General features: G+C 53.6%; 15 protein-coding genes and 1 riboswitch. Of the genes, 5 read left to right on the forward strand and 10 right to left on the reverse strand.

Translation table 11 applies throughout. The features are described 5' to 3' along the window. Window positions 1-201: 201 nt before the first annotated feature. Window positions 202-1,848: a glucose-6-phosphate isomerase gene (gene pgi / locus MRY16398_RS27165; protein ID WP_039077930.1), complete on the reverse strand. Its 1,647-nt coding sequence runs from the start codon at window positions 1,846-1,848 to the stop codon at window positions 202-204. 243 nt (window positions 1,849-2,091) lie between these two features. Continuing rightward, window positions 2,092-2,287: riboswitch (Lysine riboswitch) on the forward strand. A gap of 114 nt (window positions 2,288-2,401) precedes the next feature. Here pgi and lysC point away from each other — a divergent pair. Then, window positions 2,402-3,763, forward strand: a complete 1,362-nt coding sequence (gene lysC, locus MRY16398_RS27170; RefSeq protein ID WP_071194369.1) for a lysine-sensitive aspartokinase 3 — start codon at window positions 2,402-2,404, stop codon at window positions 3,761-3,763. Window positions 3,764-3,854: 91 nt separating this feature from the next. Here the strand turns inward: lysC and MRY16398_RS27175 are convergent, their stop codons facing one another. The 3 genes from MRY16398_RS27175 to MRY16398_RS27185 are packed head-to-tail and all read right to left on the reverse strand — an operon-like array spanning window position 3,855 to window position 7,007. Continuing rightward, complete coding sequence (locus tag MRY16398_RS27175; RefSeq protein ID WP_079498797.1) at window positions 3,855-4,646, reverse strand: nucleotidyltransferase domain-containing protein; 792 nt, start codon at window positions 4,644-4,646, stop codon at window positions 3,855-3,857. Between the two features lie 5 nt (window positions 4,647-4,651). After that, window positions 4,652-5,878: an RtcB family protein gene (locus MRY16398_RS27180; RefSeq protein WP_125125545.1), complete on the reverse strand. Its 1,227-nt coding sequence runs from the start codon at window positions 5,876-5,878 to the stop codon at window positions 4,652-4,654. Between the two features lie 4 nt (window positions 5,879-5,882). Then, entirely contained in the window at window positions 5,883-7,007 is a 1,125-nt protein-coding gene (locus MRY16398_RS27185; protein WP_125125546.1) for a slipin family protein, read from the reverse strand. Between the two features lie 459 nt (window positions 7,008-7,466). On the opposite strand from MRY16398_RS27185, the gene rtcR reads away from it, so the two are divergent. The 3 genes from rtcR (at window position 7,467) to MRY16398_RS27200 (ending at window position 10,550) form a co-directional block, all read left to right on the forward strand. Beyond that, window positions 7,467-9,047 carry an RNA repair transcriptional activator RtcR gene (gene rtcR / locus MRY16398_RS27190; RefSeq protein WP_039076778.1) on the forward strand — a complete coding sequence of 527 codons (1,581 nt, stop codon included), beginning with the start codon at window positions 7,467-7,469 and terminating at the stop codon, window positions 9,045-9,047. A gap of 121 nt (window positions 9,048-9,168) precedes the next feature. Then, on the forward strand, window positions 9,169-10,110 hold the full coding sequence (gene panS / locus MRY16398_RS27195) for a ketopantoate/pantoate/pantothenate transporter PanS (RefSeq protein WP_039076777.1): 942 nt from the start codon (window positions 9,169-9,171) through the stop codon (window positions 10,108-10,110). Between the two features lie 167 nt (window positions 10,111-10,277). Beyond that, window positions 10,278-10,550: a YjbD family protein gene (locus tag MRY16398_RS27200; RefSeq protein WP_125125547.1), complete on the forward strand. Its 273-nt coding sequence runs from the start codon at window positions 10,278-10,280 to the stop codon at window positions 10,548-10,550. Here the strand turns inward: MRY16398_RS27200 and rluF are convergent. The 3 genes from rluF to MRY16398_RS27215 all read right to left on the reverse strand — a co-directional run bounded on the left by rluF (window position 10,547) and on the right by MRY16398_RS27215 (window position 13,839). Continuing rightward, complete coding sequence (gene rluF / locus MRY16398_RS27205; protein ID WP_039076775.1) at window positions 10,547-11,425, reverse strand: 23S rRNA pseudouridine(2604) synthase RluF; 879 nt, start codon at window positions 11,423-11,425, stop codon at window positions 10,547-10,549. The genes MRY16398_RS27200 and rluF overlap by 4 nt on opposite strands. A gap of 174 nt (window positions 11,426-11,599) precedes the next feature. Continuing rightward, entirely contained in the window at window positions 11,600-13,231 is a 1,632-nt protein-coding gene (locus MRY16398_RS27210; protein WP_039076774.1) for a Na/Pi cotransporter family protein, read from the reverse strand. 161 nt (window positions 13,232-13,392) lie between these two features. Further along, complete coding sequence (locus MRY16398_RS27215) at window positions 13,393-13,839, reverse strand: hypothetical protein (protein ID WP_079498809.1); 447 nt, start codon at window positions 13,837-13,839, stop codon at window positions 13,393-13,395. A 298-nt stretch (window positions 13,840-14,137) separates the two neighbouring features. On the opposite strand from MRY16398_RS27215, the gene MRY16398_RS27220 reads away from it, so the two are divergent. Continuing rightward, window positions 14,138-14,578, forward strand: coding sequence for a helix-turn-helix domain-containing protein (locus MRY16398_RS27220; protein WP_039076772.1), 441 nt, complete (start codon window positions 14,138-14,140; stop codon window positions 14,576-14,578). A 77-nt stretch (window positions 14,579-14,655) separates the two neighbouring features. On the opposite strand, the gene MRY16398_RS27225 is transcribed toward MRY16398_RS27220, so the two are convergent. The 3 genes from MRY16398_RS27225 to metH form a co-directional block, all read right to left on the reverse strand. Further along, on the reverse strand, window positions 14,656-16,023 hold the full coding sequence (locus MRY16398_RS27225; protein WP_039076771.1) for an L-serine ammonia-lyase: 1,368 nt from the start codon (window positions 16,021-16,023) through the stop codon (window positions 14,656-14,658). A 63-nt stretch (window positions 16,024-16,086) separates the two neighbouring features. Continuing rightward, on the reverse strand, window positions 16,087-17,370 hold the full coding sequence (locus MRY16398_RS27230; protein ID WP_039076770.1) for an HAAAP family serine/threonine permease: 1,284 nt from the start codon (window positions 17,368-17,370) through the stop codon (window positions 16,087-16,089). A 523-nt stretch (window positions 17,371-17,893) separates the two neighbouring features. Beyond that, on the reverse strand, window positions 17,894-21,577 hold the full coding sequence (metH, locus tag MRY16398_RS27235; protein WP_125125548.1) for a methionine synthase: 3,684 nt from the start codon (window positions 21,575-21,577) through the stop codon (window positions 17,894-17,896). Between the last annotated feature and the right edge of the window lie 154 nt (window positions 21,578-21,731).

Consider the following 21,731-nt stretch of genomic DNA (forward strand, 5'->3'; position numbering starts at 1 on the left):
ATTACAGAAACAACCTGGAAGTATACGTAACATCTGAAAATAACACTGAGGAATTAACCGGATATTCTGTTTTTTCAGAATAACCTCATAATGAAGAATTATGTCGACGCCGGAACAACAAGAATTATCCGATAATAAAATGCCGACGTTATGTCGGCATTTTAATTTGCATATTTCGCTCATCCTTACCGATGAACGATATTAACGCCAGGCTTTATAAAGATTAATCAGGCCATTCGTGGAACTGTCATGGCTGCTGACTTCTTTATCATCACCGAGTTCAGGCAGGATACGGTTAGCAAGCTGTTTGCCAAGCTCAACGCCCCATTGGTCGAAGGTGAAGATGTTGAGGATCGCGCCCTGAGTAAAGATTTTGTGCTCGTACAGTGCGATCAACGCGCCCAGGCTGAACGGAGTAATTTCGCGCAGCAGGATGGAGTTGGTCGGACGGTTGCCTTCGAACACTTTGAACGGCACCACGTGTTCCAGCGACTTCGGATCTTTACCCTGGTCCGCATATTCCTGCTCAACCACGTCGCGGGATTTCCCGAACGCCAGTGCTTCGGTCTGGGCGAAGAAGTTAGACAGCAGTTTCGGATGGTGATCCGACAGCGGGTTGTGGGTAATCGCCGGAGCGATAAAGTCGCAAGGAACCATTTTGGTGCCCTGGTGAATCAGTTGATAGAACGCGTGCTGGCCGTTAGTACCCGGCTCACCCCAGATGATGGGGCCCGTCTGGTAATCCACCGCGTTGCCGTTACGGTCAACGTATTTACCGTTGGATTCCATATTGCCCTGCTGGAAGTAAGCGGCAAAGCGGTGCATGTACTGGTCGTACGGCAGAATCGCTTCGGTTTCCGCACCAAAGAAGTTGTTGTACCAGATACCGATCAGCGCCAGCAGCACCGGCAGGTTTTTCTCAGCCGGCGTGGTGGAGAAGTGTTTGTCCATTGCGTGCGCGCCGGAGAGCAGCTCAACAAAGTTGTCGAAACCAACGGACAGAATGATGGACAGGCCAATCGCCGACCACAGAGAGTAACGGCCGCCAACCCAGTCCCAGAACTCGAACATGTTCGCCGTGTCGATACCAAACTCGCCAACCGCTTTGCCGTTGGTGGAGAGCGCGGCAAAGTGTTTTGCCACGTGTTTGTTATCGCCCGCGGTTTTCAGGAACCAGTCGCGCGCGCTGTGGGCGTTGGTCATGGTTTCCTGAGTGGTGAAGGTTTTAGACGCTACCAGGAACAGTGTGGTTTCCGGGTTTACTTTCTTGAGCACTTCGGCGATGTGGGTACCATCGACGTTAGAAACGAAGTGCATGTTCAGATGGTTTTTGTACGGGCGCAGTGCTTCGGTCACCATGAACGGGCCGAGGTCGGAACCGCCGATACCGATGTTCACCACGTCAGTAATCGCTTTGCCGGTGTAGCCTTTCCAGCTACCTGAAATGATCGCCTCAGAGAACGCTTTCATTTTTTCGAGCACCGCGTTGACTTCCGGCATCACATCTTTGCCGTCAACAATAATTGGGGTATTGCTACGGTTACGCAACGCCACATGCAGCACGGCGCGATCTTCGGTACGGTTGATTTTCTCACCGGAGAACATGGATTTGATAGCATCTGCCAGAGCGGTCTCTTTGGCCAGATCCTGCAGTTTGCTCAGGGTCTCTTCGGTGATGCGGTTTTTGGAGAAATCCACCAGCATTAAGTCATCGAAGGTCGCGGAGAATTTAGAGAAACGATCGGCATCTTTCGCGAACAGATCCGCGATAGTAACGTCTTTCATTTCATCGAAGTGTTTCTGTAATGCCTGCCAGGCAGCGGTCTGCTTTGGGTTGATGTTTTTCATTAGCAATACTCTTCTGATTTGAGAATTGTGACTGCGGTCGATTGTAGCGCCTGCGAATGAAAATTGTGATGGTTTTTGTGTCGCTGTCCAGCAGCGCTGCTAAAACAGCCTTTTTTACGCGATAAATATGTCTAACATAAGACGTTTTTCTAATCGATTCGTCTGCATGAAAAATCCGCATAATCGTAGCATTGACAGCGGTGCCGCTAGCCTTTATTTATTAGGGCGCTACCCGCGCGTGCGCGGGCCAGAAGAGGCGCGTTACCCAGGTACGGTGTTGGAAGAGCCAATCTAAAGAAAACACCTGAGGGGGAGTAACGCCGAGGTGGTGAAGTGCATGGCGGCATTCATCATCGGCTACAGGGGCTGAATCCCTTGAGTTGTCACCAGAAACGTTCGCAGTCGGGCGTTTCACAAGTGGTGGAGCACTTCTGGGTGTAATCGTAGTTGTCTTTTGCTCTGCGCCTACCCCTTTTCGCTCTTCCCTTGTGCCATGGCTGAATAATTTTGTCTGACGTCACACGCCAGGCTTCCCTGACACGAGGTTATAACAATGAGTCACTCCGTTTCCCCGCTCGTCGTCGCCAAATTCGGCGGTACCAGCGTGGCAAATTTTGATGCAATGAACCACAGTGCGGACGTGGTCCTTTCCGATGCGAGCGTACGTCTGGTCGTGCTTTCCGCCTCTGCCGGTATTACCAATTTGCTGGTCGCGCTTGCCGAAGGGCTTGAGGCTAGCGAGCGTTTCGTTAAGCTCGATGCGATTCGCAAAATTCAGTTCGATATTCTGGAGCGTCTGGCGAATCCAAACGTTATTCGCGAAGAGATCGAACGTCTGCTGGAAAATATCACCACTCTGGCAGAAGCCGCTTCGCTGGCGACCTCTAATGCATTGACCGATGAGCTGGTCAGCCACGGCGAACTGATGTCCACCCTGTTGTTTGTTGAAATTCTGCGTGAACGCAATGTGCAGGCGCAGTGGTTTGACGTGCGTAAAGTGATGCGTACGAACGATCGCTTTGGCCGCGCCGAGCCCGATGTGGCAGCCCTGTCAGAACTGGCGACCCAGCAGCTTGCTCCGCGCCTGGCCGACACCATCGTTATTACGCAGGGCTTTATTGGTAGTGAAGCGAAAGGCCGCACCACCACGCTGGGACGTGGCGGTAGTGACTACACCGCCGCGCTGCTCGGCGAAGCGCTGCATGCGACCCGCGTTGATATCTGGACCGATGTCCCCGGCATTTACACCACCGACCCGCGCGTAGTGCCTGCCGCCAAACGCATTGACGAAATTGCCTTTGAAGAAGCGGCTGAGATGGCGACATTCGGCGCGAAAGTTCTGCACCCGGCAACCTTGCTGCCTGCCGTTCGTAGCGATATCCCGGTGTTTGTCGGCTCCAGCAAAGATCCCAAAGCCGGCGGTACACTGGTGTGCAACAAAACCAGTAACCCGCCGCTGTTCCGCGCGCTGGCGTTACGTCGCAGGCAGACATTGTTGACACTACACAGCCTGAATATGCTGCACTCCCGTGGCTTCCTGGCGGAGGTGTTCGGCATTCTGGCGCGCCACAGCATTTCGGTTGACCTGATCACCACCTCGGAGGTGAGCGTGGCGCTGACGCTGGATACCACCGGGTCCACGTCAACCGGCGATACGTTGCTCACGCAGGGTCTGCTGACCGAGCTTTCGTCACTCTGTCGTGTGGAAGTGGAAGAGAACCTCGCGCTGATAGCGATAATTGGTAATGACCTGTCGAAAGCCTGCGGTGTTGGCAAAGAGGTCTTCGGCGTGCTGGACCCGTTCAATATCCGCATGATTTGCTACGGCGCGTCCAGCCACAATCTGTGTTTCCTGGTGCCGGGCGCCGAAGCTGAGCAGGTGGTGCAGAAGCTGCATCATAATTTGTTCGAGTAATCGCAGGCGTTGTTTCCCCGGTGGCGCTGCGCTTACCGGGGCTACGGACTGCGTTTACGCCGCCATCCGGGGCAACCGTAATTTACCGGGCCTACATCTGCCCCATGACCGTCCGGTACAACATTGCGTCCAACGTCCTGACGTCGCCTTCCCGGCTCTCCGGTAACGCGGGGGGAATGGTTCCCCTTTCGATCTCGGCTGCGATAAACGCATGTAAACGTGGCAGACGCTGGCCGTATTCCGCCTCTCCTGCACGCTGCTTACGTGCCAGCAATTCAGCGATCTCCTGACGCAATGGCGCATCCAGCTCGCTTCCGGCCAGCAGTTCGGCAAAGCGCATTGGCGGCACACCTTTTCCCGCCTCTACCCAACGCACCGCCAGCAATGGGCGCAGCACATAAAAGTATTTCTTTAACCGCACCTCATCGCCCTGCAAATAGCTGTGAAAGTTTCGGCGGGCCATCGAGTAGTAATGCCAGCGCGCCCGCACGGCGGAAAACCATTTCGGCATCTCCGCCTTAAGCGCACAGACGGTAGCATCGTCTTGCTGATAGACCACCGGCGAATCCAGCCACTCGATCAGGGTTGGGTTTGCGCTTTTCAGTAAGCCTAAGGCTTTACGCCACTCCCAACCGCTCACGTCCAGTTCATCATCGATGGGCAGTTCGATCACGTCACGCGGCGCCTCTACGCGCAGATACCACTCCGGCGGATGCACATATAAAAAACGCACATCGTAGTCGCTGTCCGGTGAGGCAAAGCCCCAGCCACGGCTGCCGGATTCGCAGGCGTACAGCACTCTGACACCGTAACGCTGCTCCACCTCTTTTAATTGCTGCCGCACGCGTTCACGCATTGCGGCATCCACTCCGCTATAAGACATCTCATTTATCCTTTTATACAGACCACCTGACGCAAAGTGTGGACAATCTCCACCAGCGACGCCTGCGCCGCCATTACCGCGTCGATATCTTTATAAGCCATCGGGATTTCATCAATCACGTCGCTATCTTTACGACACTCAACGTGCGCAGTCGCCCGAATCTGGTCATCAACGGTAAAGCGCTTTTTCGCAGCCGTACGGCTCATCGTGCGCCCTGCGCCGTGGCTACAGGAGCAGAAACTCTCTTCATTTCCCAACCCACGCACGATAAAGCTTTTCGCCCCCATCGAACCGGGAATAATCCCCATCTGGCCCTTTTGTGCCGAGACCGCGCCTTTGCGCGTCACCAGCACCTCTTCGCCAAAATGGGTCTCTTTTTGCACGTAGTTATGGTGGCAATTCACCGCTTCCTGCTGGGTCATAAACGGTTTTGTCACGATGCGCGACAGTGCCGCCAGTACGCGCGACATCATCACTTCCCGGTTATGACGGGCAAAATCCTGCGCCCACGACACGGCTTCCATATAGTCGTCATAGTGTTTACTTCCCTCTTTGAAATAGGCCAGGTTTTTATCCGGCAGATTCGCAATATGCTGCTGCATATCCTGTTGGGCCAGCGTGATAAACAGCGTACCAATGGCGTTACCCACGCCGCGCGAACCGCTATGTAACATCACCCACACGCGCTGCTGCTCATCCAGGCAGATTTCAATAAAATGGTTACCCGTCCCCAGTGTTCCCAGGTGCTGATAATTATTGGTTTTCAGCAACTGCGGATAGTTATCCGTCAGACGTTTAAACCGTGCCGCCAGCATTGACCAGTGGTTATCCACTTCTTGCGGCGGCGTTTCCCATGCGCCTTTATCACGCCCGGAACGGGTACTGGTGCGTCCGTGCGGTACCGCCTGTTCGATTGCGCTGCGAAGCCCGCTCAGGTTATCGGGCAGATCGCTTGCCACCAGCGAGGTGCGTACGGCGATCATCCCACAACCAATATCCACGCCGACCGCCGCCGGAATAATGGCTCCTTTGGTTGGGATCACGCTGCCGATGGTAGAACCTTTACCGAGATGAACATCCGGCATCACCGCCAGATGCTGAAAAATAAACGGCATCTTCGCGGTGTTCTGCAACTGTTCGCGCGCCTCTGGCTCGACCGGGACCCCGTGCGTCCACATTTTTATCGGCGCACTGTTCTGCGCCGTCAGCAGTTGAAATTCGTTATGCTGCATTTGATTATCCTTTAATACTCACCAGTCCATTCAGGACGTTATCGAGGCCACCGAATACCGAGATTTTATCGATACGTTCAGCCACTCTTTCCAGCGTTTCCAGCTCTTTTAAGCGCAGGGCTACCGGGTTGTTCTCCATTACCTTCGCGGTGTTCAGCAGTGAACGGGTCGCCGCCGTCTCCTCACGCCGACGAATCACATTCGCCTGCGCCGATTTTTCTGCTTCTATCAGTTTCGACAGAATCGTTTTCATATCGCCCGGTAGCACGATGTCACGCACGCCCAGCGAGGCGACATCCATACCAAAGGAAGCCATGCGGGTTTTCACCTGGGCACTGACCACCTCATCGATGATCTGCTTATCTTCCAGCAGTTCGTCCAGCGTACGGGTTCCTACCGCTTCACGCAGGGCAAACTGCAATTCGCGATACAGGTGGTCCAGCGGTTTGGTTAACTGGCTGAACGCCTGTAATACATCGCTGTATTGCCAGTTCGCGCCCAGGTTGATGCGCAGGTTCACTTTGTCTTTGGTCAGAATTTCCTGGCCGGACACTTCCATCAGTTGCAAGCGCGTATCGACAATGTCGGCATCAACCAGATGGTTCACTTTCCAGTAAGCGCTTAATCCCGGCGGCAACAGAGGTTGTGTTACGCCATCGATTTTTAAGACACCGACGTGCCATGCCGCGACATTCACCGTCAGTATGGAATCCCGGCCTTTTACTGCTGCGCCGCTTCGCGGCTGCAACACGGCATTCATGATGCTCTCAGGTACGCGCACATCCCGGGTATCCAGCAATTCCACGCTCAGGCTGCCGTCCTGCCAGAACAGGCGGCGTGACGCTGGAGGGATAATTTCCACCAGGATACCGTTACGGTAGAGCGCGGCTACATCATGCCCGGCGGTATCGACGGCCAGGCAGTACGCGTCGACCCATTCAGGTCTGAAGCGGCGCAAATAATTCGCCAGATCTTCCGCTACATCGCCGCCATTGAGCTCAACGATCGTGACCTCTTGCTTACCAAACCAGGAAAGACGGTGCTCGCCTGCCTCAAGGATATGTGTGTAATCGCCCGCTTTCACCAGCAGGCCCAATTGTCCCTTACGGATCGTGATTTTCTTATTCATTTGTCATCCTTACATTTTCACGTACCGGCGCGAATGCAGGATCGGAGCCGGAGGGAAACAGACCCTCACTGCCAGCCTGTTTTGCCTGCGACCCGGAGCCCTTATCGGCGCCGGTTCATTGCCATCGCTTACCACCCGATGGCGCGTTTACGAACACAACCAGTGTTCACCGGAAAGGTGAGTTGGGAATCGAACCCTCATGGTGTCTCTCTGCTGACAGAACGCCCCGCGGATAACGTCTTACCGTTCCGGGTGCGCTGGCGGGGCATAATCCCCTGCGTGTTCAGCGTCGTGACGTATCAGGTATTGCCAGAAGTGTGCCAGGTGCTAAGAAATGAAAAATAAAAAATTTAATTTATTGATATTTAATGATTTTAAATTTTACGCACTTTGATCGCTTGCTGGTAACACCACGCGTTTTTTATATTTAGTTATCGTTGTTTATCTTTAAGGATAAAAATGCAAAAGCGCAGAGTAGTAATTGGCGTACTGGGAACGGTGTTGGATAAACGCGGCAAGCGATCACATCGTTTTCGCAAATGGCGACCAACCGTTGGGTTATGCCAGCAGCCGGATTTTCCGGTTGATCGACTGGAGCTGCTCCACCAGCCGCGCGACGAAGGCATGGCTCAACAACTGGCGGAAGATATCGCGCTCCTTTCACCGCAAACCACTGTGCGCCCTCATACGGTGAATATTCGCGATCCCTGGGATTTTGAAGAGGTGTACGCCGCGTTTCTGGATTTCGCCAGCCACTACGATTTCGATACGGAAAATGAAGAGTATCTGGTGCATATCACCACCGGCACGCACGTGGCGCAGATCTGCTGGTTTTTGCTGACGGAGGCCCGCTACCTGCCCGCCAGCCTGCTGCAAACCAGCCCGGCACCGAAAGGGGCTTCTGAGGAGGATGTTGCCGCCGGCGTTTACTCGGTTATCGATCTCGATTTAAGCCGCTATGCGACCTTAACCAGCCGCTTTCAACGCGAACAACAACAGTCGGTCTCGCTGCTGAAAGCCGGTATCGATACACGCAATACAACGTTTAATAAGCTCATCGATCAAATTGAACGGGTAGCCTTGCGCTCAACGGCCCCCATTCTTCTCACCGGGCCTACCGGCGCCGGTAAATCCTTTCTGGCAAAACGTATTTATCAGTTGCGCCAGTCGCGCCACCGCGTCGCGGGTAAACTTGTCGCCGTTAACTGCGCCACACTGCGCGGCGATAACGCCATGTCGACCTTGTTTGGTCATGTCAAAGGGGCCTTTACCGGCGCGCTAACGCCGCGAATGGGGTTGCTGCGCGAAGCCGATGGCGGTGTGCTGTTTCTGGATGAAATCGCTGAACTGGGTCTGGATGAGCAGGCCATGCTGCTGAAAGCCATTGAAGAAAAAACGTTCTTCCCCTTTGGCTCAGATAAAGAGGTTCACAGTGATTTCCAGCTTATCGCCGGAACGCACCGCGATATGCGCCAGTGGGTGATGGAAGGAAAATTCCGTGAAGATCTTTACGCGCGTATCAATATGTGGACTTTTGCTCTGCCGGGGCTTGCAGAACGGCGGGAAGATATCGCGCCGAATATTGAATTCGAACTCCAGCGCTTTAGCAGCGAAGCCCAGACGCACATCCGTTTCGACAAAGACGCACGGGAACGTTATCTGGCATTTGCCTGTTCCGGGCAGGCGCAGTGGCGCGGCAACTTTCGTGAGCTGAGTTCCTCGATTGCCCGTATGGCGACGCTGGCCGAACAGGGGCGCATTACCCTTTCTATCGCCGACGAAGAAATCAGCCGTTTGCAGCACGCCTGGCAGACGCCTTCCGCGCTTCCCCCTTTAGCAGAGGAGGTCGATCTGTTTGATCAACGCCAGTTAGAAACCGTACTGGAGGTTTGTCGTCGTCACCACTCTCTTTCCGATGCCGGACGCGAATTGTTTGCCGTTTCGCGCCTGAAAAAAGCCAGGCCGAATGATGCTGACCGTCTGCGTAAATACCTCGCCCGCTTCGGTCTGAACTGGGAAAACGTCCGCCCGGCGACATGAATCCTCTTCACCTTAATTTGTTTGAATAAAATTTCCTCACGCGATAAACAATACCTATGGCCGGGCTCGAACCCGGCCTTTTTATAACGAAACACAACACAACGCGTTAAAGGAAAACACTATGCTCGCTGTACTCACCCGGCTGTTCCCGTTATGGGCGCTGCTGCTCTCTGTTATTGCCTGGTACACCCCCTCAACCTTTACCCCTGTAGGCCCGTGGGTCACTACGCTGCTGATGCTGATTATGTTCGGCATGGGCGTGCACCTGAAAATTGACGATTTCAAACGCGTGCTTTCCCGCCCGGCGCCGGTGGCGGCAGGTATTTTTCTACACTATCTGGTGATGCCGCTGGCCGCCTGGCTGCTGGCGATGCTATTCAAGATGCCGCCGGATCTCTCTGCCGGGATGGTACTGGTGGGTAGCGTAGCCAGCGGTACGGCATCCAACGTCATGATCTATCTGGCGAAGGGCGACGTAGCGCTCTCGGTGACGATATCGTCCGTCTCAACGCTGGTTGGCGTGGTGGCGACACCGCTGCTGACGCGTCTGTATGTTGATGCCCATATTCAGGTAGACGTCATGGGCATGCTGCTGAGCATTCTGCAGATTGTGGTGATTCCCATTGGCCTCGGTTTAGTAGTGCACCATCTCTTCCCACGCGTGGTGAAAGCCGTGGAGCCGTATCTTCCCGCGTTTTCGATGGTCTGTATTCTGGCGATCATCAGCGCCGTGGTGGCGGGTTCCGCCTCGTATATTGCTTCCGTGGGCATAGTGGTTATCGTCGCGGTGATTTTGCACAACAGCATCGGCCTGCTGGGTGGTTACTGGGGTGGCCGTCTGTTCGGTTTTGACGAATCCACCTGTCGCACACTGGCCATCGAAGTGGGAATGCAGAACTCTGGCCTGGCTGCCGCACTCGGTAAAATCTACTTCTCGCCGCTGGCTGCCCTGCCAGGCGCGCTGTTCTCAGTCTGGCACAACCTCTCCGGTTCGCTGCTGGCAGGTTACTGGTCCGGTAAGCCTATTTCAGATAAACCACGCGAAACAGCAAAAGAGAGCTGATAAGCCGTAGCCCGGTCGGCATGCGTCAGATCCGGGTTTCCCCGGCGGCGCTTCGCCTGCCGGGGCTACGCGTCAGTGCGATAGATGTTGTAACAAATGACAATTTACTGTGAGCACCCCACGCCTATGCCGTACACTGGTTCAACTTCCTGACCGAGGGCACCCACATGGCACTCCCCCGCATTACCCAAAAAGAGATGACCGAGCGCGAGCAGCGTGAACTGAAAACCTTGCTCGACCGCGCGCGCATTGCGCACGGGCGTGTATTGACCAACGCCGAAACCAACAGCATCAAAAAAGAGTACATCGATAAATTAATGGTTGAGCGTGAAGCAGAGGCAAAAAAAGCCCGCCAGACAAAGAAAAAGCAGGCTTACAAACCAGATGAAGCGGCCACCTTTTCCTGGTCGGCCAGTACGTCGACGCGCGGCAGGCGTTAACGCCCCTTCTTCTTGCGCCCCGGCTGGGTAAAGCGTTTACGCGAAGCCAGTTCTGCCGGGGTTTTCGCCATATTTTTCGCCCCACTGGCGGCGGGTTTCTTCGCGGTGGTCGTCGCCGTTTTCGGTTTGCTCTTTGCCTTTGGCTTCGCTTCGGACGATGAATTCTCGATAAGCTTAAACAGGGCAATCAGTTCATCATCGGTCAGATCGCGCCACTCCCCGAGCGGCAGGCCAGCCAGCCCCACATTCATAATCCGGGTACGTTCAAGCTTCGTGACTTCATAGCCAAAATGTTCACACATGCGGCGAATCTGGCGATTCAGCCCCTGAATCAGGGTGATACGAAAAACAAACGGCGCCTCTTTTTTGACTTTGCATTTTTTCGTCACGGTTCCCAGAATCGGTACGCCTGCTCCCATGCCACGAATAAACTCATCGGTCACGGGTTTGTCCACCGTCACCAGATACTCTTTTTCGTGGTCATTGCCGGCACGCAAAATCTTGTTCACCAGGTCGCCGTGGTTGGTGAGGAAAATCAGCCCCTGGGAGTCTTTGTCGAGACGACCAATGGGGAAAACGCGTTTACTGTGGTTAACAAAATCAACAATGTTGTCTTTTTCACTGTCTTCCGTGGTACTGACAATGCCCACGGGTTTGTTTAACGCGATAAAGACCAGATCTTCGGCCTCTCGCGGCTCAATCAACTGACCGTTTACCTTTACGACGTCGCCAGGCTTAACCTGATCGCCAATGGTGGCACGTTTACCGTTGAGGAAAACATTGCCTTGTTCTATATAGCGATCGGCTTCGCGGCGCGAGCAAATTCCGCTTTCGCTGATGTATTTATTTAATCGGGTTGATGAGTCTGGCAGCATAAATTCTCCTGTAAAAGCGCAATATATCTTATCAGAAGGTTAAGGAAATCTGCGCTTTCTCGCATCCCGGTGCTGCTGGATAACGAATCTATCCATACGGTCAGGCGTTTTATGCCAGCGAAGCGTGGCGCGGATAAATTCATTGTCTTGTGGGCAACCACGCAACCGCTGACGTTAATACTCATCCCTTTCATCATCTTCATCCGGCTGCTCCAGCACGCTGTAAGCCACCGAACAGAACAACGAGTTAAGGCGTTTCATATCGCCCAACAGCCCCAGATGTAGCGAACTGGTCTCTATACTCTGCACGTTCTGCTGATGCAACCTGTCAACATGGGCATGGGAGTAGCGACGGTTGAGGATACGAAAGCGATGTTTGCTGCGACGCAGGCGGCGTGCGCTGGTGACATCGGCAGAGAAAAAGACCGACATCGCCAGTTTCAAATTGCTGACCAACTGTTCGTGTAACGTATCAAGCTCTTTCAGCCCTTCACCGGAAAAAGCCCGCCGCGCCGCCAGTGATTTATCGGCGATTTCACTGCCCATGCGCTCCACAATGTCAGAGGCCTGCTCAAGGTTAAGAGACATCTCGATAATCTCAGCCCAGCGCCGTGACTCCTCTTCCGCCAGTTCTTCTTTTGGCATACGTGCGAGGTAGAGTTTGATGGCGGTATACAGCACATTAATGTCATCGGCGAGCTTACGCAGGTCTTTTTCTTCCCTCGGCGCACCGTGCATCACTTTATGCAACCCTTCGAGCATCAGCTCCATCGCGTCGCCCATCCGTAATGTTTCGCGGGCCGCGTTCGCCAGAGCAAGCGTTGGCGTATCCAGCGCTGAACTGTCGAGATGTTTTGGTTTGAGACGCGCATCCAGCTCCGGCTCATCGCGAATCAAACGTTCACAGAAGGTCGCCATCACGCCCACAAAAGGTACCATTGCCAGGCAGCGAATCAGGTTGTAGAAGACGTGGAAGTAGATGACCAGCTCCGCTTTCGGCAGCGGCAGCTTGCCCATCACATCGGCCAGTAAGTGCACAAACGGCAGGATCACCAGGCTCCCTACCAGCTTAAACAGCAAGCTGCCCAGCGCCACGCGGCGTGCTGCGGCGTTGGCGGCACTGTTGTTAAGCATCGCCAGCAGGCCGGAACCGAGGTTGGCGCCAATCACCAGGCAGAGCGCCACCGGAAAGGAGATGATCCCCGCCGTGGTCAGCGTGGCGGTCAGTAACACAGCCGCCAGACTGGAATAGCTGATGATAGCGAACACCGCGCCAATCAGCGCATCCAGCATGATATCGCCCGTCAGCGACGCGAAGATCACCTGCACGCCATCGGCCTGGGTAATAGGGGTTACCGCCTGAACAATCAGCTCAAGCGCCAGTAAAATCAGCCCAAGGCCAATACTGACACGCCCCAGTTGGCCTTCGCGCGTTTGTTTACGCCCCAGGAAGAAAATCACGCCAATGAAGATCAGCAACGGTGATAACCAAGAGAGATCGAAGGTGAGAACACGCGCCATCAGCGCGGTCCCCACGTCGGCCCCCAGCACGATCACCAGCGCTGGCGCGAGCGCTACGAGGTCCTGGGCAACAAACGACGTCACCAGCATGGTGGTGGCGTTACTGCTTTGCACCAGTGCGGTCACGCCAATCCCTGCGCTAAAAGCGAGGGACTTCTTTTCAATACTGCGACTCAGTACCGTGCGCAGTCGCGCGCCGAAAACGCGCATCACACCGGTACGTACGATATGCGTGCCCCACACTAACAGGGCGACAGAAGAGAGTAAGTGAAGCAAAATTAACACGTATTCTGGTTCTCCTTATCGTTGTCGATTCCTTTCGGTTTCTCCTCGACCCGGTTTTACCCTGCATGTCGGGGGAAAACTCTGTCAAACAGGTCAGAGCAAGGCTCATTGAATCTAAGTATAAAGTCTTACGCGCCATAAAGAGACAGACGAACTCAACATTACGTTAACAATCCCCGTCTTCTCAGCCACAGCAGCGAACCGACCTTGAACGTTTCGGAAAGGACAAATAAAAAAAGACCAACGAAGACGTTATCGATGCGCATAACCTGGAGGAGCAACGGAAAAAGTGCGACCGAGCAGGTGAGCGATAAAATACGCATCACTTCCTGCAACCCAATGAGCAGGAAACGTATTTTCTTTTTCACGAGAAAGGCGTATGCCGAAAAACAGAACGATAACAATAACCCTGAATGGATAAAAAAGAGGGATTGCAGAAAAATACGGTCAGCACCCCGGACTTCCATTAACGCTAGCTGAGCGTAAAAAAGCTGGATATCGGACCATATCGGTACGTGACCCATCTTTAGGGAATAGAAAAGGTAGCTCCCGATAGCCAGCAGATCCATCGCGCCCCAGAATGTAAATATTTTATCTTTGTAACTCATGCCATTACCGCTTCCCTGTTATGCATAACGCTTTTTATCAGTATAAAGGCAAAGGCGTAATAAAGAGATAAAGAAAACGGAGTAAACTGCATTATCCATCCAGGATGGAATAATAAAATGGACAACTGCGGTAACTTTCTTATTCAGCGGCTTGTCTTTAATTATCGTTTCTTCTGTAGAAACTTTGTTAAAGAAAAAACAATGTTGTTACTCTCGCAAAAGAGAAATTATCCGCTTTATTTATAATTTAATATGCTAAATAATCTGCCATGATTTATTACGCAGTAGGGGAATTAAGATGCGTTTCAGTACTATGTCCGACAGTGAAATTATTTCTGAACTGTGCCGCAGAATTAAAGAAACGCGCATGCAGCTCGGGCTATCGCAGATTGAGCTGGCCGAGCGTGCACAAGTCGGCGCTGCAACCATCAAACGCGTTGAATTAGGCGAGTCCGTTACCCTGAGTACGCTGATTGGTATTCTGCGCGGTCTGGATCGTCTGCATCAACTGGAGTCGGTGTTATTCGATTCGCACATTCGCACCTTTAACGCGCAAATCAATGCCGCGACCCCTTCCCGTATCCGTATCCGGAAAAAAGCGCATCAGCCAAAAGAAAAATTTGCCGCCGCAGCGCAGACCAATGAAGCGAACGCCACCATTAACGAATGGTATACCTCATCGGCATCTCACAGTGTGGTGTGGTCTTTCCTGCCGCCTGACACAGAGAAAAAAAGTTAGCCCGGATAGCGCTAACGCTTATCCGGGCTATCAACTATAGCCCCGGTTAGCACAGCGCCACCGGGGAGAGAAAGGACTCAGGATTCACATACCGCGACTTTAATCGCCAGACCGCCTCGTGCGGTTTCACGGTATTTGGCGTTCATGTCTTTGCCCGTCTCAAACATCGTTTCAATGACTTTATCCAGTGAGACCTTCGGATCGCTGGTGCGGTACATCGCCATGCTGGCCGAGTTAATCGCCTTCACGGCCGCAATCGCGTTACGCTCAATACACGGCACCTGGACCTGACCGGCCACCGGATCGCAGGTCAGCCCAAGGTTATGCTCCATGCCGATTTCCGCCGCGATGCACACTTTCTCCGGGCTACCGCCCAGCAGTTCCGCCAGCCCGGCAGAAGCCATAGAACAGGCGACCCCCACTTCACCCTGGCAGCCGACTTCCGCCCCGGAAATCGACGCATTCATCTTATACAGAATGCCAATCGCGCCCGCCGTCAGGTAGTAGCGCATATAGATTTCCGGCGTCACCGCTTTGATAAAGCGATCATAATAGGCCAGTACTGCCGGGATGATACCGCAGGCACCGTTGGTCGGCGCGGTAACCACTCGCCCGCCCGCCGCGTTCTCTTCGCCGACGGCCATGGCGAACATATTGACCCAGTCCATTGCACTTAACGGCGTAATAGACTGGCTTTGCGGCGCCAGTACGCGATGCAGCGCAGAGGCCCGACGCGGTACTTTCAACGGGCCAGGCAAAATGCCTTCCGTGTTCATACCACGGTTGATGGCGTTTCTCATGGTCTCCCAGATTTTCGCCATATTTTGCTCAACGTTCTCCCTGCCGTGGCGAGCGATCTCATTTTTCATCATCACCGCAGAGATCGACAGGCAGTTGTCGTGGCAATGTGCCAGCAGGTTGCGGGCAGAATAGAACGGGAACGGAATATCGACATCCGCGTCCTGATTCTTACCAAAGTTTTCTTCCGTGACGATAAAACCGCCACCGATCGAATAATAGGTCTGAAAGTGGACAATTTTGCCATCGCAAAACGCCGTAATGCTCATGCCGTTTTCATGCAGCGGCAGAAACTCATTGTGAAAACGCATGCATTCCGCCACCGGGAACTCAATTTCCCGCTGACCTTCTTCAATAAACAGACGATGCATGGTGTTTACATCGCGAATAATTCCGGGAATGGCATCGATATCGACGGTATCCGGTAAATACCCGGACAATCCAAGAATGATCGCGATATCGGTGTGGTGGCCTTTACCTGTTAATGACAGGGAACCGTACACATCCACCACCAGACGAGTCACTTTATGCAGCAGGCCTTTTTCCTGCAGGGTATCAACAAAATGTTTTCCTGCTTTCATCGGCCCAACAGTGTGTGAGCTGGACGGCCCGATGCTGATTTTGAAAATATCGAAAACGCTAATCATGTGGCACCCATGCGGTTACAAAGCAAAACGGATGCGCCGCCTGTAACAGGCGGCGCTGAAAACTTAGCTGAACAGAGAGAAGAAGATGGCGGAGATGGCAATCAGACCCATCAGCACCACAAACGCATTGCTGATGTGACCGCTGTACTTGCGCATAGCCGGTACTTTGTTGATGGCATACATCGGCATCAGGAACAGAATCATCGCGATAACCGGGCCACCCAGCGTTTCAATCATGCCCAGGATGCTCGGGTTCAGGGTCGCAACAATCCAGGTTGTCACCAGCATAAACAGCGCGGTGATTTTGTTCAGTTTGTTGATTTCGATGGATTTACCTTTGCCGCGCAGAGACTTAATCACCATGCCGTTGAAACCTTCACGCGCACCGAGGTAGTGGCCGAGGAAAGATTTGGTAATGGCGATCATGGCGATAATCGGCGCCATCCAGGCAATCACCGGCGCGTTAAAGTGGTTCGCCAGATAGGAGAGAATAGAGATGTTTTGTGCTTTCGCTTCCGCCAGGTTTTCCGGGGAGAGGCTCAGTACACAACTGAACACAAAGAACATCACGGTCAGCACCATCATGATATGTGCAAAGCCCAGAATACGGGAACATTTGCGCTCGGCATCCTGGCCGTACTCTTCACGTTTAGCGACCGCGAAAGAGGAGATAATCGGCGAGTGGTTGAATGAGAAAACCATTACCGGAATAGCCAGCCACAGCGTCATCCACAGACCGTGACCACCTGGCGCAGCGCTGCTCAGGGAAAGTGTATCGAGGACCGCACCGTTCCATTGCGGGATCAAATACAGCGCCAGCATCATCAGCGCGGCAACGAACGGGAACACCAGCACGCTCATCGCTTTAACAATCATTTTTTCGCCAAAACGGACAATACCCATCATGCCGATAATCAGAATCAGCGACAAAATGGCGCGCGGCGGAGACACCAGACCAAGCTGGTGAGTAATAAAGCTGTCGACCGTGTTAGTAATTGCAACACTATAAACCAGCAAAATTGGATAAATAGCGAAGAAATAAAGCAGCGTAATGAGTTTACCGGCGCCGATACCAAAATGTTCTTCAACCACTTCGGTAATATCTTCACCCGGATTTTTACCCGACAGAACGAAACGGGTTAAACCACGGTGGGCGAAAAAGGTCATCGGGAATGCGAGAATTGCCATGATGATTAACGGAATTAAACCACCAACCCCGGCGTTAATCGGCAGGAAAAGGACCCCTGCGCCAATCGCAGTACCGTACAGGCCCAGCATCCAGACGGTATCACTTTTTCTCCAGCCGCTGCTTTCGCGAGCGACGAGGGTATTTTGAACGGTTTCCATAATATGGCCTCAGTAATATAGATTAGAGCCATTTTTATTTGGCTCTGATTCAGGTAATAAAAGCGCTGTGTTTATTTGGCTATTTTATTAAATGCAACTATGCTGAGTTACTAACAGCGATCACATAACCTGATTTATTGAGGGACTTTTAAAGTATCAAAAATAACACCGGGGTTTTAATATATTTTTAAGGTATCATTTTTAATACGTTATTAATTACGGTGCGGATTAACACTTTATATAGTTATATATACTAAGGCTGCTAATGACAATTATAATTGTCATACGATTAATAAAAATATTTACCCTGCTGTTATCTAAAGATATTGAGTAATGAAAAACGAGCCTGCAGGATAGTTCCGGGAATGAAAGAACGTTCAGAACCAGGCCCGGTTGGCGTCATCGGCGCAGAGCGTTGAGCGCGGACAGCGCGCAAAAACCGGAACGTACACGGAGTACGTGAGGGTTTTGAGCACTGCCCAGGTTCAAACAGGCAAGCAAGATAGCCTAATTCGCCTGATGTTTAGTCCGCGTCATAGCCCAGATTCGGCGCCAGCCAGCGTTCCACTTCCGCCACGCTCATTCCCTTACGCAATGCGTAGTCCGCCACCTGGTCGCGCTGAATCTGCGCCACGGCGAAATACTTGCTGTCAGGGTGGCTAAAGTACCAGCCGGAGACCGAGGCGCCCGGCCACATGGCGAAGGATTCCGTCAGTTTCATACCGGTGTGGGTTTCCACATCCAGTAGCTGCCAAATCGTGCCTTTTTCCGTATGCTCCGGGCAGGCCGGGTATCCCGGCGCCGGGCGGATCCCCTGATAATTTTCGCGGATCAGCTCTTCGTTACTGAGGTTCTCGTTGGCCGCATAGCCCCAATAGACCTTACGTACGCGCTCATGCAGATATTCGGCGAAGGCTTCCGCCAGACGGTCTGCCACGGCTTTTATCATGATTTTGTTGTAATCATCATGCTGCGCGTCGTACGCCTCTGCCAGCGCGTCTTCCTCAAGACCACCGGTAACGGCAAACGCGCCGATGTAATCTTCTTTGCCGCTCAACTTCGGCGCGACAAAATCGGCCAGACAGTAGTTAGCGAAACCCACTTTCTCGGTTTGCTGACGCAGATGACGGCTTACCGCGAGCACCTGAGTGCGGGTTTCATCGCGATAGATCTCAACATCGTCGCCTACGCGGTTCGCCGGGAACAAACCCACCACACCACGTGGGTTCAGGCTCTTCTCACGGCTTAACATATCCAGCATATCGTTGGCGTCCTGGAACAGGCGCTTAGCCTCTTCCCCGACGATTTCATCTTCGAGAATGCGCGGATACTTGCCAGCCAGCGACCAGGTCATAAAGAACGGCGTCCAGTCGATGTAGTTACGCAGGGTTTCGATGCTGGCTTCCACTTCCTGTACGCCCAGGCGATGGGCCACCGGCGGGGTGTAGCTCTCCCAGTCGAAGGCCAGATCGTTTTCACGGGCGGCCTCCAGCGTCACGGGTGGCGTACGTGGCTTCTTACGGCCATGCTGAATACGCACGGTTTCGTACTCTTTACGGGTGCGGGCCACAAACTCATCGCGCTGGCTATCAGACAGCAGCGAGGCCACCACACCTACGGTGCGCGAGGCGTTTTGCACATAGACCGTCGGGCCGCTGTAGTTCTGCTCGATTTTCACCGCCGTATGCGCTTTTGAGGTGGTTGCGCCGCCAATCAGCAGCGGGATCGTGAAGCCCTGGCGCTCCATTTCTTTCGCTACGTTGACCATTTCATCCAGCGACGGGGTGATAAGGCCAGACAGGCCAATCAGGTCGGCGTTCACTTCACGGGCAGTTTTGAGAATTTTGTCCGTCGGCACCATCACGCCGAGATCGACGATTTCGTAGTTGTTACACTGCAATACCACGCCGACAATATTTTTGCCGATGTCGTGGACGTCACCTTTCACGGTGGCGATGACCATTTTGCCATTGCTGGAGCCCTTCTCTTTGCTGGCTTCGATAAACGGCTCAAGGTAGGCCACCGCCTGTTTCATCACACGGGCGGATTTCACCACCTGCGGCAGGAACATTTTGCCTTCGCCGAACAGGTCGCCGACCACGTTCATGCCATCCATCAGCGGCCCTTCAATCACCTCAATCGGGCGAGCAGCCTGCTGGCGGGCCTCTTCGGTGTCCTGTTCGATAAACTCAGTAATACCTTTAACCAGCGAATATTCCAGACGCTTTTTCACGTCCCAGCTCCGCCATTCCGCCTGCTGGGCGTTGGCGGTATCGTCGGTTTTGCTGCCACGGTATTTTTCTGCCAGATCCAGCAAGCGTTCTGTGCTGTCATCGCGGCGGTTCAGAATCACATCTTCCACCGCATCACGCAGTTCTGCCGGCAGGTCGTCGTAAATCGCCAGTTGCCCGGCGTTGACGATCCCCATATCCATGCCATTACGGATAGCGTAATAGAGGAAGACCGCGTGGATCGCCTCACGTACCGGGTCATTACCGCGAAACGAGAACGAGACGTTGGAGACGCCGCCGGAGATCAGCGCATGGGGTAGTTCGCGTTTGATGTCTTCGCAGGCGCCGATAAAGTCCTGCGCATAGTTATTGTGCTCTTCGATCCCGGTGGCGACCGCAAAGATATTCGGGTCAAAAATAATGTCTTCCGGCGGGAAGCCCACTTCGTTGGTCAGGATGTTGTACGCCCGGCGGCAAATTTCGATTTTGCGCTCGCGGGTATCCGCCTGGCCTACTTCATCAAAGGCCATCACCACCACGGCGGCACCGTAACGGCGTACCTTTTTCGCATGATGGATAAACGCGTCAACGCCCTCTTTCATTGAGATGGAGTTAACGATGCCTTTACCCTGAATGCATTTCAGCCCTTTCTCGATCACCTCCCATTTTGAGGAGTCGATCATAATCGGTACGCGGGCGATGTCCGGTTCACCGGCAATCAGGTTGAGGAAACGCACCATCGCCGCTTCGGCGTCGAGCATCCCCTCATCCATATTGATATCGATGATTTGCGCGCCGCTTTCCACCTGCTGACGCGCCACGTCCAGCGCTTCGTTGTACTTCTCTTCTTTGATCAGGCGCTTGAATTTCGCCGAACCGGTGACGTTGGTGCGTTCACCCACGTTCACAAACAGGCTGTCATCGCCAATATTCAGCGGCTCCAGGCCCGCCAGACGGCAGGCGACGGGAATGTCTGGCAGTTTGCGCGGTGGCAGACCGGCGACGGCATCGCTCATCGCTTTAATGTGTTCCGGCGTGGTGCCGCAACACCCGCCGACCACGTTCAGGAAGCCGGACTCTGCCCATTCGCGAATTTGTGCCGCCATGGTGTCGGCGTCGAGATCGTATTCGCCAAAGGCGTTTGGCAACCCGGCGTTCGGGTGCGCGGTCACGTAGCATTCGGCAATGCGCGAGAGTTCCTGCACATACTGGCGCAATTCATCTGGCCCCAGTGCGCAGTTCAGGCCGAAGGTGAGCGCATCGGCGTGGCGCAATGAGTTATAGAAGGCTTCTGTAGTTTGTCCGGAAAGCGTACGCCCGGAAGCATCGGTAATGGTGCCAGAAATCATGATCGGCAGATCGACGCCCAGCGCCTCCAGCTCTTCTTTCACCGCGAAAATGGCGGCTTTGGCGTTCAGGGTGTCGAACACCGTTTCGATCAGGATCAGGTCGCTACCCCCTTCCACCAGCGCTTTGGTCGACTCGCGATAGGCGGTCACCAGTTGGTCGAAAGTGATATTACGAAACGCGGGATCGTTAACGTCCGGCGAGATAGAGGCTGTCCGGTTGGTTGGGCCAAGAACACCGGCAACATAACGCGGTTTGTCCGGCGTGCGGGCAGTCCATTCATCGGCACACGCGCGGGCGAGTTTGACCGCCGCAAAGTTGATCTCCGCCGACAGGGATTCCATCTGGTAATCCGCCATCGCGATAGTGGTGGAGTTAAAGGTGTTGGTCTCAATGATATCCGCACCCGCTTCAAAATAGGCGGAATGGATAGCAGCAATCACCTCTGGCTTTGTAATCACCAGCAGATCATTGTTACCCTTGAGGTCGCAGGGCCAGTCGGCGAATCGCTCGCCGCGGAAATCCTGCTCACTGAGACGCTGATTCTGGATCATGGTGCCCATGCCCCCGTCCAGAACCAAAATTCGTTCTTTTAACTGCTGCTGCAGTTGCTCAACTTTGCTGCTCACACGTGCTCCCGACAACGCTCAACCAGGCCAAAAGGCCAGCAGGACATACTGGCACAAACTGACAGAGCGGAAAAGGCGCACAGGGGGAACATGAGAGATGTTCATTTGAACTCATCCGATCAGTCCGCGTCAGAGTTGCATTATAATTAAATAA

Origin of the sequence: Phytobacter sp. MRY16-398 (assembly GCF_003925915.1) — a bacterium.
GTDB lineage: Bacteria > Pseudomonadota > Gammaproteobacteria > Enterobacterales > Enterobacteriaceae > Phytobacter > Phytobacter diazotrophicus.